General features: G+C 61.1%; 12 protein-coding genes and 1 pseudogene. 6 read left to right on the top strand and 7 right to left on the bottom strand.

What is annotated here, in order from left to right:
- Position 1: 1 nt before the first annotated feature.
- Complete coding sequence (locus ACA064_RS16450; protein WP_497669061.1) at positions 2–1156, bottom strand: efflux RND transporter periplasmic adaptor subunit; 1155 nt, start codon at positions 1154–1156, stop codon at positions 2–4.
- Positions 1157–1447: 291 nt separating this feature from the next.
- Between ACA064_RS16450 and ACA064_RS16445 the strand changes: the two genes are divergently transcribed.
- Positions 1448–2149 (top strand): response regulator transcription factor, encoded by a 702-nt coding sequence (locus ACA064_RS16445; protein WP_497669060.1) that lies wholly within the window; start codon positions 1448–1450, stop codon positions 2147–2149.
- A gap of 4 nt (positions 2150–2153) precedes the next feature.
- Positions 2154–3455 carry an ATP-binding protein gene (locus tag ACA064_RS16440; RefSeq protein WP_497669059.1) on the top strand — a complete coding sequence of 434 codons (1302 nt, stop codon included), beginning with the start codon at positions 2154–2156 and terminating at the stop codon, positions 3453–3455.
- 164 nt (positions 3456–3619) lie between these two features.
- On the opposite strand, the gene ACA064_RS16435 is transcribed toward ACA064_RS16440, so the two are convergent.
- Entirely contained in the window at positions 3620–4402 is a 783-nt protein-coding gene (locus ACA064_RS16435) for an anti-sigma factor family protein (protein ID WP_497669058.1), read from the bottom strand.
- 250 nt (positions 4403–4652) lie between these two features.
- Between ACA064_RS16435 and ACA064_RS16430 the strand changes: the two genes are divergently transcribed.
- Both ACA064_RS16430 and nudC read left to right on the top strand, forming a co-directional pair.
- On the top strand, positions 4653–5465 hold the full coding sequence (locus ACA064_RS16430; RefSeq protein ID WP_497669057.1) for a crotonase/enoyl-CoA hydratase family protein: 813 nt from the start codon (positions 4653–4655) through the stop codon (positions 5463–5465).
- 5 nt (positions 5466–5470) lie between these two features.
- Positions 5471–6301 (top strand): NAD(+) diphosphatase, encoded by an 831-nt coding sequence (gene nudC, locus ACA064_RS16425; protein WP_497669056.1) that lies wholly within the window; start codon positions 5471–5473, stop codon positions 6299–6301.
- Here the strand turns inward: nudC and ACA064_RS16420 are convergent.
- Positions 6269–7048, bottom strand: a complete 780-nt coding sequence (locus tag ACA064_RS16420; RefSeq protein WP_497669055.1) for a TSUP family transporter — start codon at positions 7046–7048, stop codon at positions 6269–6271. The two genes, nudC and ACA064_RS16420, sit on opposite strands and share 33 nt — an antisense overlap.
- Before the next feature lie 564 nt (positions 7049–7612).
- Positions 7613–7810, bottom strand: a pseudogene (locus ACA064_RS16415) (acyl-CoA dehydrogenase family protein); the annotation flags it as partial.
- Between the two features lie 302 nt (positions 7811–8112).
- Here ACA064_RS16415 and sfnG point away from each other — a divergent pair.
- Positions 8113–9213, top strand: coding sequence for a dimethylsulfone monooxygenase SfnG (gene sfnG / locus ACA064_RS16410; RefSeq protein WP_497669054.1), 1101 nt, complete (start codon positions 8113–8115; stop codon positions 9211–9213).
- Between the two features lie 129 nt (positions 9214–9342).
- On the opposite strand, the gene ACA064_RS16405 is transcribed toward sfnG, so the two are convergent.
- Positions 9343–9822, bottom strand: coding sequence for a nuclear transport factor 2 family protein (locus tag ACA064_RS16405; protein WP_497669053.1), 480 nt, complete (start codon positions 9820–9822; stop codon positions 9343–9345).
- A 55-nt stretch (positions 9823–9877) separates the two neighbouring features.
- Positions 9878–10441, bottom strand: coding sequence for a TetR/AcrR family transcriptional regulator (locus tag ACA064_RS16400; protein WP_497669052.1), 564 nt, complete (start codon positions 10439–10441; stop codon positions 9878–9880).
- Positions 10442–10696: 255 nt separating this feature from the next.
- Here ACA064_RS16400 and pssA point away from each other — a divergent pair, with 255 nt between their 5' ends.
- Positions 10697–12040, top strand: coding sequence for a CDP-diacylglycerol--serine O-phosphatidyltransferase (gene pssA / locus ACA064_RS16395; protein ID WP_497669051.1), 1344 nt, complete (start codon positions 10697–10699; stop codon positions 12038–12040).
- Between the two features lie 3 nt (positions 12041–12043).
- Here pssA and ACA064_RS16390 read toward each other — a convergent pair whose 3' ends face one another.
- Entirely contained in the window at positions 12044–13255 is a 1212-nt protein-coding gene (locus ACA064_RS16390; RefSeq protein WP_497669050.1) for an MFS transporter, read from the bottom strand.
- Positions 13256–13309: the final 54 nt, after the last annotated feature.

Here is a 13309-nt window from a genome sequence, read left to right as displayed (position 1 = left end):
TCTACTGAGCAGCCTGGGCAATGGGAAGAGGGCTGTCGTCGATCTGCACTTTTTCGCCGGGCCGTGCGTGCTGCAGGCCTTCGGTGACGATGCGGTCGCCGGGCTTCAAACCGTCGGTGACGATCCAGCGGTCCTGTTGCACCGAAGCCAGCTGCACCGGTTGCTGGCTGACCCGCTGCTCGGCGTCCACCAGCAGCACCTGGGCGATACCGGCGCTGTCACGCTGGATGGCCCGTTGCGGCACGCTGATGCCTTGCTGGTTGATCGCCTGCTCCAGACGCACGCGGACAAAACTGCCCGGCAACAGGTCGAGGTCCGGGTTGGGGAATTCGCTGCGCAGGATGATCTGGCCGGTGCTTGGATCGACGCTGATGTCGGCAAACAGCAACCTGCCCGGCAGCGGGTAAAGGCTGCCGTCGTCCTGGATCAAGGTGGCTTTGGCCTGATCCTGGCCGACCTGCTGCAACTGCCCGGCGCGAAAGGCACGGCGCAGGTCGTTGAGTTCGCGGGTCGACTGGGTCAGGTCGGCGTGAATCGGGTCCAGTTGCTGGATCAGCGCCAGCGGCGTTGTTTCGTTCTGTCCGACCAAGGCGCCTTCAGTGACCAGTGCCCGGCCGATGCGCCCGGAAATTGGCGCGGTGACCGTGGCATAACCCAGGTTCAGTCTGGCCCGTTGCACCGCGGCCTGATTGGCCGCTACATCAGCGGCGGTCTGGCGCACGCTGGCCCGGGCGTTGTCGTAATCCTGACCGCTGATGGCATTGCCTTCGACCAGTTGGGCGTAGCGCTGCTCTTGCAAGCGCGCCTGGAACGCATTGGCCTCGGCCTTGCGCAAGCTGGCCTGGGCGCTGTCGAGATCGGCCTTGAACGGCGCCGGATCGATGCGAAACAGCACCTCGCCTTGCTTGACGTCGGAGCCTTCGCGGAAGGTACGCTGCAGCACAACGCCGGCCACCCTGGCGCGGACTTCGGCAATTCGTGGCGCGGCGATCCGCCCGCTCAATTCGCTGGTGATCGACAGCGGCTGCGCCTGGATGGTCTCGATCCGCACCGAGGCCAGCGGTGCCTGTTCTTCGGCGATGGAGGACTTGTCGCAAGCGCTCAGCGTCACTGCCAGTGCAAGCAGGCCAAGCTTTGCAAACAGGTTCTTTGACATGTGGATACCCCAATATTGACCCCGGCATGCTACGGGCAGCCGCCGAGGTTAGCGGTGAAGCTTTGTAGGCGCTCTGTGAAATTGTGTAAGGGTTTTACTCAGGTCTGTGCGAGGGCGTATATCCTTGACGGCTTGATTACTTTTGCGACTCCGAGGCCGCCATCGCGAGCAAGTCGGATCGCCGCACCGCCGCTCCCACATTTGATCTGTGGTGTTCACAAATCCCCTGTGGGAGCGGGCTTGCTCGCGATGAGGCCCTTATGGTCGCCACAGAACCCCCTGGAAACACCCATGCCCAACATCCTCCTGGTCGAAGACGACTCCGCGCTCTGCGAACTGATCGCCAGCTACCTGGAACGCAACGGCTATCACGTCAGCGTGCTCAACCGTGGCGATCAGGTGCGTGAACGTGCACGATCGAATCCGCCGGACCTGGTGATTCTCGACCTGATGCTGCCCGGTCTCGACGGCTTGCAAGTCTGCCGCCTGTTGCGCGCCGACTCGGCGACCCTGCCGATCCTGATGCTCACCGCTCGAGATGACAGCCACGATCAAGTGTTGGGCCTGGAAATGGGCGCCGACGACTACGTCACTAAACCCTGCGAACCGAGGGTCTTGTTGGCGCGGGTGCGTACTTTGCTGCGCCGCAGCAATCTGAATGAACCGCAAACTGCCAGTGACCGGATTCTCATCGGCAATTTGTGCATCGACCTCTCGGAGCGCAACGTGACCTGGCGCGAACAGCCGGTGGAGCTGTCCAGTGGTGAATACAACCTGCTGGTGGTGCTGGCCCGGCACGCCGGTGAGGTGCTGAGCCGCGATCAGATCCTGCAACGCCTGCGCGGTATCGAGTTCAACGGCACCGATCGCTCGGTCGACGTGGCCATCTCCAAGCTGCGACGCAAGTTCGACGACCATGCAGGAGAGGCCCGCAAGATCAAGACTGTGTGGGGCAAGGGCTACCTGTTCAGTCGCTCCGAGTGGGAATGCTGAGCCGATGCTGCGAATCCTGATTCGGCTGTACCTGATCACCATCGTCACCTTCAGTGCGGCGATCTATCTGATCCCTGATCTGGTGATCAAAGTCTTCCACGAGCGTTTTCAGAACTACAACCTCGACCAGTCCCGCGGCCTGCAGAACCTGATCGTCAAACAGTTTCACGCCGCGCCCGCCGAGCAATGGCCAGCCCTTGCGGCCGAGCTGGATCGGGAGTTCCGGCCGTTGCAGGTCGCGCTGGTGCGCAATGACGATGCAGATTTCAGCGACTATGAAACCGAACGCCTGCAGCGCGGTGAGAAGGTGGTCCGCATGGGCGACTGGGCCTGGCGCACGCTCGCGGTGGCACCGTTGGACCAGCAACTGGCGGTCAAGCTGACCGTTCCACCGGATCCGGCGGACGTCAGTTTGCTCTACTGGAGCATCAACGTACTGATCGGCGCGGCGTTGCTCGCCTGCCTGCTGATCTGGCTGCGCCCGCACTGGCGCGACCTGGAGCGTTTGAAAGGCACCGCCGAGCGCTTCGGCAAGGGCCAGTTGAGTGAGCGCACACGCATCCCCGCCAGCTCGAACATCGGCAGCCTGGCGCATGTCTTCGACACCATGGCCGCCGATATTGAAAACCTGCTCAACCAGCAGCGCGACCTGCTCAACGCGGTGTCCCACGAACTGCGCACACCGCTGACCCGGCTCGACTTCGGCCTGGCGCTGGCGCTGTCCGACGATATGCCGACCGCCAGTCGCGAGCGCCTGCAGGGGTTGGTCGCGCACATTCGCGAACTGGATGAGCTGGTGCTGGAATTGCTGTCCTACAGCCGCCTGCAAAACCCGGCACGGGTGCCGGAGCAGGTGCGGGTGTCCCTCGATGAGTTCATCGACAGCATCCTGGGTAGCGTTGATGAAGAACTGGAGTCCCCGAACATCGTCATCGATGTCTTGTTACACGGCCTGTACGAACGCTTTGTCCTTGATCCACGGCTGACCGCCCGCGCCATCCAGAACCTGCTGCGCAATGCCATGCGCTACTGCGAAAAGCGCATACAGGTCGGCGTCCATGTGTGCTCCGACGGCTGCGAAATCTGGGTCGAGGACGACGGCATCGGCATTCCCGGCGACGAACGGGAGCGGATCTTCGAACCCTTCTACCGTCTGGACCGCAGCCGTGACCGCGCCACCGGTGGTTTCGGTCTGGGCCTGGCCATCAGCCGCCGGGCGCTGGAAGCCCAGGGCGGGACGCTGACGGTAGAAGCATCACCGCTGGGCGGGGCGCGGTTCAGGCTGTGGTTGCCTGTGGCGGGGTGAAGATCTTCAATCCAGCGGCGAATTTGCCGGCCTCTTCGCGAGCAAGATCGCTCCCACAGGGTTTTGTGTTGGATGCACATCTTGCAATCAATGGAGATCAACTGTGGGAGCGAGCTTGCTCGCGATAGCGGTCAAACAGGCGACGGATATTCTGACCCCCGTGCTCAAACACTCAACCGGCTTCTAACCAACTGCGCCATGGCCTCCATCTCCGTTGGCGGGTTACGCCCGATCAGCAGGTAGGCATAGGCCATATCGGACCAGTAGACGATATTCATCCCGCGCCGTTGCTCCTGCGCCGGATCGCGGTTGCCGACGGTCGAGCGGGTGATGCACAACGCCAGCGGCCCATGAAGGGGGTCCAGATAGATTATCTGGGCAATCGGCACGCCATTGTATTCGAGCAGTTGTGCGCGTTTGAGTGCCGGCCTCGGGAGCTTCAGCTGCGCCGGTTCCAGCGCCCGGCCCAGACGCTGGTCGAGGGTCTGCAGCTGCGCCCGCAGGGAGGCTTCGTCGTTGGGCAAGTGGTCGAGCGTTTGCGGAGTGTAGAGGGCCATGTAGTCGGCCACCTGGCCGCGCCAGTGGGTTGCAACCTTGGGGGATGAGGTCTGCCAGCCGAGGTACAGCCGATCGGCGGCGATCCCGGCGAGCAGGAAGCCTGCGGCCGCCCCGATGAAGCGGCGGCGATTCAATGGCGCACCGACAGCGGGTGCCGGCTCCGTGAGCATCGTCGCCAGCCGATCCCGGGGCGCCTGATCGTGCGAGTCCGCATAGGCGCTCTGGTACGGCATGTCGCTGCTGGACAGCCACTCGAGACGCTGTTCCAGGCTTTCGTCATTGGCCAGTGCGGAATCGATCCGCAGACGCTCCTCGCTGCTCAGTTGCCCATCGAGGTAGGCCACCAACTGTTCATCCGAGGGCGCGGGTCGCGAGGGTTGATCAGTCATCGCCGTTCTCCTGTGGAGGGGCTGGGCACTGAGTGCGGGGGCGGATGCTCTGCTTGCAAATAGTAGCTTATGCCTTCATCGAGGCTCCGGTCGATGGAACCGAAGTGCAATTTTTGTGGCACATCACAACCCCCTTGCAGGAACAGGGCCCACCCCCCAGTCCTGCTTTTGGCCAATGCACTGCCTTACGGCCAGTCACGATGCCTTGTTATAGTTCAGCCCTCATTTGCGTCCAGAAAAGGATCACTGCATGTCCGACTACCAAGCCTTTCGCGTCGAACTGACGGGTAACATCGCCCATGTGCAGATCAACCGTCCGGAAAAGATCAATTCGATGAACGCGGTGTTCTGGAGCGAAATCATCGAGATCTTCCAGTGGATCGACGACACCGATGAAGTGCGGGTAGTGGTGCTCAGTGGTGCCGGCAAACACTTTTCGTCCGGCATCGACCTGATGATGCTGGCATCGGTGGCCAATGAACTGGGCAAGGACGTCGGCCGTAACGCGCGCCTGCTGCGGCGCAAGATCCTGCAACTGCAAGCCTCCTTCAATGCCGTCGACAACTGCCGCAAACCGGTACTCGCGGCGATCCAGGGCTACTGCCTGGGCGGTGCCATCGACCTGATCGCGGCCTGCGACATGCGTTACGCCGCCGAAGATGCGCAATTTTCGATCAAGGAAATTGACATGGGCATGGCTGCCGACGTCGGCACCCTGCAACGATTGCCACGGATCATCGGCGACGGCATGCTGCGTGAACTGGCTTACACCGGACGTACCCTGGGAGCCGAAGAAGCGCGTAGCATTGGCCTGGTCAACCGCGTCTACCCGGATGCGGCCAGCCTGCTCGACGGCGTGATGGGCATCGCTCGGGAAATTGCCGCTAAATCGCCGATTGCGATAGCCGGAACCAAAGAGATGATCAGTTATATGCGCGATCACAGCATTAACGACGGCCTGGAATACATCGCCACCTGGAACGCCGCCATGCTGCAATCCGCCGATTTGCGGGTGGCCATGGCCGCGCAGATGAGCAAGCAGAAACCCGAATTTCTGGATTGATAAAAATGACTTCACGCTGGACCACTGCAGTACTGGATACCGACATTGCCGGCGGCTGGGCTGTGGCGCGCAGCCGCGACGGTTTTCTGTTTGATGACAATGGCGCGCTGTTCCCGCGCGAATGGCTCAAGCGCCAGGACCTGTCGATTCTGGTTGAGCATGGCATCGGTCATCTGGACGGCGAGCCGGTTTACCTGCTGGAGCTCAACAGCGCAACCGAGGTGCCAGGTTGTCGCTGGCAAGGTCTGCGGGCGTTCATGCTCGAGGGCGATCACACGGTCTACAAGGTATTGGGTTACGCCGCGCAGATTGGCACCTGGGCCCGTGAACATCGCTTCTGCGGCAACTGTGGCCAAGCCATGCAGCAGATTCCCCGGGAGCGCGCAATGTACTGCGGACCCTGCGATCTGCGCCATTACCCACGAATTTCGCCGAGCATGATTGTGCTGATCACCCGCGGCGACGAGGTATTGCTGGCACGCTCGCCGCGTTTTGTCCCGGGGGTCTACAGCACCCTGGCCGGCTTCGCCGAGCCTGGCGAGTCGGCCGAGGATTGCCTGATTCGGGAGGTCCGTGAGGAGGTGCGGATCGAGGTCAGGAACATCCAGTACATGGGTAGCCAGTGCTGGCCATTCCCGCACTCGATGATGCTCGGATTCCATGCCGAGTACGCCGGTGGCGAAATCGTCCCGCAGGAAGACGAGATCGAAGATGCGCAGTGGTTCAACATCCATGCGCTGCCGCCGTTGCCGGCGTCCCGCTCGATTGCCCGCTACCTGATCGACGTCTATGTGGCGCGGCGCCTAGGCCAGGCTGAACCAGTGCTGCCAGGCTAGGCGCACGGTCAAACCCAGGACCACGGTGATGAACACCGGGCGAATGAATTTCGCGCCACCGCTGATGGCGGTGCGCGCACCGAAGAATGCGCCGACCATCACCGACAAGCCCATGCTCAGGCCGATGATCCAGTCCACCTGACCGGAAAAAATGAACACCGACAGCGCCGCGATGTTGCTGACGAAGTTCATGCTGCGGGCCACACCGCTGGCCTTGACCAGATCGATGGGGTACAGCAGCAGACTGCTGACGGTCCAGAAGGCACCGGTGCCGGGGCCGGCCACTCCGTCGTAGAAACCCAGGCTGAAACCCTGGCTCGACTGCCACTTCTTCTTGATTGGCGCATCGCTGTCCAGCGGTGCTTTTGGCGTGCCGCCAAACAACAGGTAGACCCCACAGGCAAAGACAATCACCGGCAGCATCTTGTTCAGCCAATCGGCCGGCAAGTAATGCGCCACCACCGCGCCGGTCAACGCGCCTACCAGGGTCCCGACTATCGCGTGCAGCCACTGGCGCGGGTGGAACAGCTTGCGCCGGTAGAAGGTGAAACTGGCGATGGCCGAGCCGAAGCTGGCGCTGAGTTTGTTGGTGCCGAGCACCAGATGCGGCGGCAAACCGGCGGTGAGCAAGGCCGGGGTGGTGAGCAAACCACCACCGCCGGCGATGGCATCGATAAAACCGGCGATAAAGGCAACAAAGACAAGAATGGCGAGGGTGGCGAGGTCTACGCTGAGTTCCAAAGGCATGGGATCGACTTATTAGGCGGGGCGCAGAAGAGGCTGCGCGAAAGGCCGGTATATTACCCATAACCACCGCTGGCTGCGACCGGTCCGACACTTGTGGTGAGGGGGCTGGCCCCAATGCCAGTCAGTTAAGGAAATGAGCTCTCTATTGTAGGAGCGAGCTTGCTCGCGATGGACTCAAGGACGGCGCGTTTATTCAGAAAACACACGTTATCGTTAACGTCCATCGCGAGCAAACGGAACGCCGCCCGGCTGCTCCTTGTATGTTGCTTGTACCCAAAGAGAGAGAGGTTAAGCTCGGCGGTGTACACACAAGCAAGTGCGTTTCTGGGGGAGGCCGATCGCTCCTGAAGGCAGGATTTGCTCCTGACCTTGTCTGTAGAGAGGCCCCCCGCCTCATTGCCCACCACGAAGAGTATCGAGAAGCCGACAAGTCGGACTTCGCATTACAAGGTTGCAGTGGCATGAAGTTCGAGGTCGGGGGAACCGGGAACAATCTTACCTAAAACCTGGGGAGTGGAAAGCATGAATGCTCATGTCGGCATAGATATCAGTGCTCGCAGTTCGGCCATGGGATGGCGGCACCCGCACCGCGCCGAAGCCGGCTTCCTTGAGCCATTGAATCGGCTCGAACGGCAAACTGCGCGACTGCTCGCGTTCCAGCGCTCCGGCGGCGATTCGAGTGAAAATCGGCCGGAAACGCTCGGCCAGCGCTTCGTAGTCAGTGCCTGTGGCCAGGGGGTTGATGACGTGATGTTCGGTCATGGGACGGTTCCTCGAGTCGGCAGTAAAAGGGCGTTGCGTCTGCCGAGGGGATTGCACGGTCCATGCCGAAGAGGGAACTGCCGGTTTGTCTGGCCCTGACGGATGGCGGGCATGCACAAACTGTTGCCCGGGCAACAACGCATCAACAAAAACACCTGTTCGTGAACTGTGCGCAGCCGTACTACAGCCGCTGCCGTAATCGGCTCCGATGCAGTGCTGCCGCGGCTGCAGGCAGTGATCTCCTGTGCTGGCACGCTTGCTGCTCTGGTCCTCTGACAATCCCTAGTCCCGAGGACAATCCTATGAGTCAGCAAGCCGTCAAATTTGCCTATTGGGTGCCGAATGTCAGCGGCGGGCTGGTGGTGAGCAAGATCGAGCAACGGACCCATTGGGGTATCGACTACAACCGCAAGCTGGCGCAATTGGCCGAAGAGGCTGGTTTCGACTACGCCCTGACGCAGATCCGCTTCACTGCCGGCTATGGCGCCGAGTATCAGCATGAATCGGTGGCCTTCAGCCATGCGCTGCTGGCGGCGACCAGCAAGCTGAAAGTCATCGCCGCGATCCTGCCCGGCCCATGGCAGCCGGCGCTGGCGGCCAAGCAACTGGCGACCATCGATCAACTGACCAATGGCCGGGTCGCGGTGAATATCGTCAGCGGCTGGTTCAAGGGCGAGTTCCAGGCGATTGGCGAACACTGGCTGGAGCACGACGAACGTTATCGGCGTTCCGAGGAGTTCATCCGTGCATTGAAAGGTATCTGGACCCAGGACAATTTCACCTTCAAGGGCGACTTCTACCGCTTCAACGACTACACCCTCAAGCCCAAGCCGCTGGGCTTGCCGCACCCGGAGATTTTCCAGGGTGGCAGCTCACGGGCGGCACGGGACATGGCGGCGCGAGTCTCCGACTGGTACTTCACCAACGGTAATACGCCAGAGGGGATCAAGGCCCAGGTCGATGACATCCGCGCCAAGGCCGCGGCGAATAACCATTCGGTGAAGGTTGGGGTGAACGCCTTTGTCATCGCCCGCGACACTGAAGAAGAGGCCCGCGCAGTGCTGGCGCAGATCATCGACCAGGCCGACCCGGAGGCGGTGAATGCCTTTGGCGATGCGGCGAAACAGGCTGGCAAAGCGTCACCGGAGGGCGAAGGCAACTGGGCCAAGTCGAGTTTCGAAGACCTGGTGCAGTACAACGACGGCTTCAAGACCAACCTGATCGGCACCCCGCAGCAAATCGCCGAGCGCATCGTGGCGTTGAAGGCAGTGGGAGTGGACCTGGTACTGGCGGGGTTCCTGCACTTTCAGGAAGAGGTGGAATACTTCGGCAAACGGGTGCTGCCATTGGTGCGGGAGCTGGAAGCGAAGGCGGGGGTGAAGCGGGTGGAAGCGGTGGCTTGATTGCATCAGGACGGTCACGGGATTGCGGGTGTCCCCGTTCGGCGTAGGAGCTGGCGAAGCCTGCGATCTTTTCCGGCTCACCACCGATCTCAGGAAAGATCAAAAGATCGCAGCCTGCGGCAGCTCCTACTAGAGGCCCAGGTCGGACAACCCCGGATGCTCATCCGGCCGCCGGCCCAGGGGCCAGTGGAACTTGCGCTCGCTTTCCTTGATCGGCATGTCGTTGATGCAGGCGTATCGGTTGGACATCAGCCCGTGTTCGTTGAACTCCCAGTTTTCATTGCCGTAGGAGCGGTACCAGTTGCCGGAATCGTCGTGCCATTCATAGGCGTAACGCACAGCGATGCGGTTATCGGTAAAGGCCCAGAGCTCCTTGATCAGCCGGTAGTCGAGTTCCTTGGCCCATTTACGGGTCAGGAAGCTCTTGGCTTCTTCGCGGTTGTTGGCAAACTCGGCGCGGTTACGCCATTTAGTGTCCAGGGTATACGCCAGGGACACCCGTTGCGGGTCGCGGGAGTTCCAACCGTCTTCGGCCAGGCGAATTTTCTCGATGGCCGACTCACGGGTGAACGGCGGAAGTGGCGGACGAACTTCGGCGTTAGATGACATTACAAGTCTCCACAGAAAGTTAAAGTTCAAACAGTAGTTGTCTTGTTTAACTCAATCAAAGGTCCAATAATTTTCGCGCCATGCATTGCGCATTATCGGCGGCACTCTGATCACCCATGACAAGAGCAACGGTAATGGCGCCATCGATCAGGATCAGCAGCTGTAAAGCCTGCGCCTGCGGATCTTGCACGCCATGTTCTTTGCAGAGCTCGCCCAGGTAGTCGAGCAGCTTCTGTTTATGTTCCCTGGCCACCAGGCGCACCGGGTTTTGCGGGTCGCCGGTTTCGCCGCTGGTGTTGATGAAGGCGCAACCGCGAAAGCCTTCGCTGGCGAACCAGTCCTTGAGCACGCTGAACAGATTCAGCAGGCGCGCCTCTGGAGTAGAGGCCTTGCCGACTTCGGTCCGGAACCAGTGCATCCAGCGTTCATCACGGCGTTGCAAGGCGGCTATGGTCAGCTCGTCCTTGTTGGCAAAGTAGCGATAGATGCTCTTTCTGGAGACACCGGCGGTTTTCACCAGCAGATCCATGCCAGTGGCAGCGATGCCACTTTTATAGATCAGCTTCTCGGTGACATCGAGAATGATGTCGCGGGTTTCGGTGCTCTTGATATCGTTCATGTGGCAAACAGTAGAACGATCGTTCTCCTTGGTCAATAAGAGATTTTGTTGTTTCTTTCGGGCCCAAAAGATCGCAGCCTGCGGCAGCTCCTACGCCGATCGTGTACACCCGCAATAAAGGGATGAACACCGATCCCGTAGGAGCTGCCGCAGGCTGCGATCTTTTGATCTTTTGATCTTTCGGTCACCAGAAGACCCAGGCGTACGCATGGTGTAAGCTCATCCGCTCTTCGGATTCGACCTTTTGCGAGCCCTATGCCGTCGCTTTTCAAACGCTCCCTGCTGCCAAAGCTGCGCAGCTTTCCGCTGACCGCCGATGCCGTCACCATTCTTTCCGGCGCCGCCGACTTCCGCCGTTGCCTGCTGGAGAAAATTGCCCAGGCGACTCAGCGCATCTATATCGTCGCGCTTTACCTGCAAGAGGATGAAGCCGGCCAGGAAATTTTCGATGCCTTGCACGCCGCCAAGGCTGCCCGGCCCGAACTGGATGTGGTTGTGGTGGTCGACTGGTTGCGGGCCCAGCGTGGTTTGATCGGTGCCGGCAAGCAGCCGGGCAATTCGGCCTGGTATCAGGAGCAAACCCGCACCCACGCCAGTGAAGTGCCGGTGTACGGGGTGCCGGTGCAGACTCGCGAGCTGTTTGGCGTGTTGCACCTTAAAGGCTTTGTGATCGATGACTGCGTGATCTACAGCGGCGCCAGCCTGAACAACGTCTACCTGCACAAGTTCGACAAGTACCGTTTCGATCGCTATCACGTGCTGCGCAACAGCGCCCTGGCCGACTCCATGCAGCACCTGGTCGAGCACGGGCTGATCGGTTCCAGAGCCGTGCACCGCCTCGACCTGCCGAACCTGCCGACTACCCGCAGCCTGCGCAATGACATCGGTGATCTGCGCAGTCGCCTGAAGTACGCGACCTACGACACCACCTGCGGCAGCGTCAACAAGCAGGGGTTATCGGTCAGCCCGCTGCTGGGGGTGGGCAAGAACAATCCACTGAGCCGGGTGATCTGCGAGTTGATTGCCACTGCTCAAAAGCAACTGACGATTTGCACGCCGTATTTCAACCTGCCGCTGGCCGTGACCCGGGAAATCAACCGGGCGCTGGCCCGCGGGGTGAAAGTCAATATCGTCGTCGGCGACAAGACCGCCAATGACTTCTACATTCCGCCGAGCGAACCGTTCAAGGTCATCGCCGCGTTGCCATACCTGTATGAAATCAGCCTGCGGCGTTTCGCCAAGCGCCATCAGCGGATGATCGACAGCGGCAAGCTGAACCTGCACCTGTGGCGCGATGGCGACAATACCTATCACCTCAAGGGCATGTGGGTCGATCAGCGTTATACCTTGCTGACCGGCAACAACCTGAATCCGCGAGCGTTTCGCCTGGACCTGGAAAACGGCTTGTTGATCGATGATCCGAAAAACCAGTTGAAGGAACCACGGGAGGCAGAGCTGCTGGAGATTTTCCGCAACACTCGCCGCATCGAGCAGCATCAGCAGCTGGAAACCCTGGTGGAGTACCCGGCGGCTGTCGGCAAGTTCTTGCGCCGAGTCCGCCGGTTGCGCATCGAGCGCTTGCTCTATCGCATTCTGTAAGGCTTAGCGGCTCTGCGGCTTTCCGACCGCAGGCCAACAGGCGACCAATAGCAGCAATGCGGCCGCCACCAGATAGGGCAGGCGTGGTTCGATCGCGTAGATCAGGGTGCCGGCCAGCGGCCCGATGACCACCCCGAAACCTTGGGCAGCGCCAATGGAACCGGCAGTGGCGCCTTGTTCAGAGGCCTCCACGGCATTTGCCGCCAGTGCAGCGAAGGACGGAAAGATCCAGCCCATGCCCGAGGCCGAAACGAAGAAGCTCGCCCACAATCCCCAGGCCGTGTCGGCCAGCATGCTGCCGGCAAATCCGCTCGCGGCGATCAGCGCGCCGACGCGGATCATCTTCAGCGGCGGCCATTCCAGTTTGCGCACCACCAACTGCGAGCAGATCAGTGCCAGGCCGACCATGGTCAGAGCGATCCCTGCGGTCTGCGCGGCATCGGCGGGGTTCATCGCGAGCTTGTCGAGGGCGTAGAAGCCGACGGTGATTTGTGCGATGGACACACAGAGCATGGCCACGAATGCCACCGCCATTGGCCGGCGCAGGCGCGGATCGCCCAAGTGCACGGTCTTGGGCGGTTGCTTGAGGTGCAGCTCCTGGCCTTGGAGCTTGAACAGCAGCACCAGAAAGCCCAACAGCGGCAGCACTGCCATGGCATAGAACGGCAGGCTCAGACTGTGCCGGGACAACAACGCCGCGATCGCCGGACCCAGCACCAGCCCGCAGGCGTTTGCCGCGCCCAACGAGGCCATCGCGCGAGCGCGGTGTTGTGGTTCGATATTATCGGCAATCAACGCATAACCACCGACCGGAACCGCCGCGTAAAACACCCCGATCAGACCGCGCCCGAGCATCAGCCCGATAAAGGCCAGCAGCGCAGGGGGCAGCAGTTGCAGCGAGAGGTCGATAAACAGGCACAGCGCCCAGTAGGCAAGGGTGAATCCACCCGTGCCGATCAACAATACACGTCGACGTCCGAGGCGATCGCTGGCCTGACCCCACGGCCGCGCGAGGAGCATCCAGATCAACCCGGAGACGGTGACCGCCGCGCCGGCCTGCCAGGTGGCAAGCCCGAGGACGCGGGCAATCGGCCCGATCAATGAAACGAAAGCCATCATTGCCATGGTGCAGGTCATGTTGGCGATCAGCAGCGGGCGCAGGTCGAAGGTAGCGGTGGTCAGCGGCACATCGGCGGTGGCCGTCGGGTCAGGCATGGTGAAGTCTTCCGTGAAAGTTTGGCGTCTGTGAACGTTATAGATATGACGCGC

The organism is Pseudomonas sp. LBUM1658, from assembly GCF_059716055.1.
The sequence above is the reverse complement of the archived record's forward strand: the minus strand, read 5'-3'. Positions and strand labels throughout refer to the sequence as shown.

What these genes read in the sequence shown, in the direction of transcription:
- ACA064_RS16435 (WP_497669058.1), bottom strand. Translation starts at nt 4,402, where the DNA reads ATGACTGATCAACCCTCGCGACCCGCGCCCTCGGATGAACAGTTGGTG.
- ACA064_RS16400 (WP_497669052.1), bottom strand. Translation starts at nt 10,441, where the DNA reads ATGAACGATATCAAGAGCACCGAAACCCGCGACATCATTCTCGATGTC.
- ACA064_RS16450 (WP_497669061.1), bottom strand. Translation starts at nt 1,156, where the DNA reads ATGTCAAAGAACCTGTTTGCAAAGCTTGGCCTGCTTGCACTGGCAGTG.
- ACA064_RS16405 (WP_497669053.1), bottom strand. Translation starts at nt 9,822, where the DNA reads ATGTCATCTAACGCCGAAGTTCGTCCGCCACTTCCGCCGTTCACCCGT.
- ACA064_RS16420 (WP_497669055.1), bottom strand. Translation starts at nt 7,048, where the DNA reads ATGCCTTTGGAACTCAGCGTAGACCTCGCCACCCTCGCCATTCTTGTC.
- ACA064_RS16390 (WP_497669050.1), bottom strand. Translation starts at nt 13,255, where the DNA reads ATGCCTGACCCGACGGCCACCGCCGATGTGCCGCTGACCACCGCTACC.
- sfnG (WP_497669054.1), top strand. Translation starts at nt 8,113, where the DNA reads ATGAGTCAGCAAGCCGTCAAATTTGCCTATTGGGTGCCGAATGTCAGC.
- ACA064_RS16445 (WP_497669060.1), top strand. Translation starts at nt 1,448, where the DNA reads ATGCCCAACATCCTCCTGGTCGAAGACGACTCCGCGCTCTGCGAACTG.
- nudC (WP_497669056.1), top strand. Translation starts at nt 5,471, where the DNA reads ATGACTTCACGCTGGACCACTGCAGTACTGGATACCGACATTGCCGGC.
- pssA (WP_497669051.1), top strand. Translation starts at nt 10,697, where the DNA reads ATGCCGTCGCTTTTCAAACGCTCCCTGCTGCCAAAGCTGCGCAGCTTT.
- ACA064_RS16430 (WP_497669057.1), top strand. Translation starts at nt 4,653, where the DNA reads ATGTCCGACTACCAAGCCTTTCGCGTCGAACTGACGGGTAACATCGCC.
- ACA064_RS16440 (WP_497669059.1), top strand. Translation starts at nt 2,154, where the DNA reads ATGCTGCGAATCCTGATTCGGCTGTACCTGATCACCATCGTCACCTTC.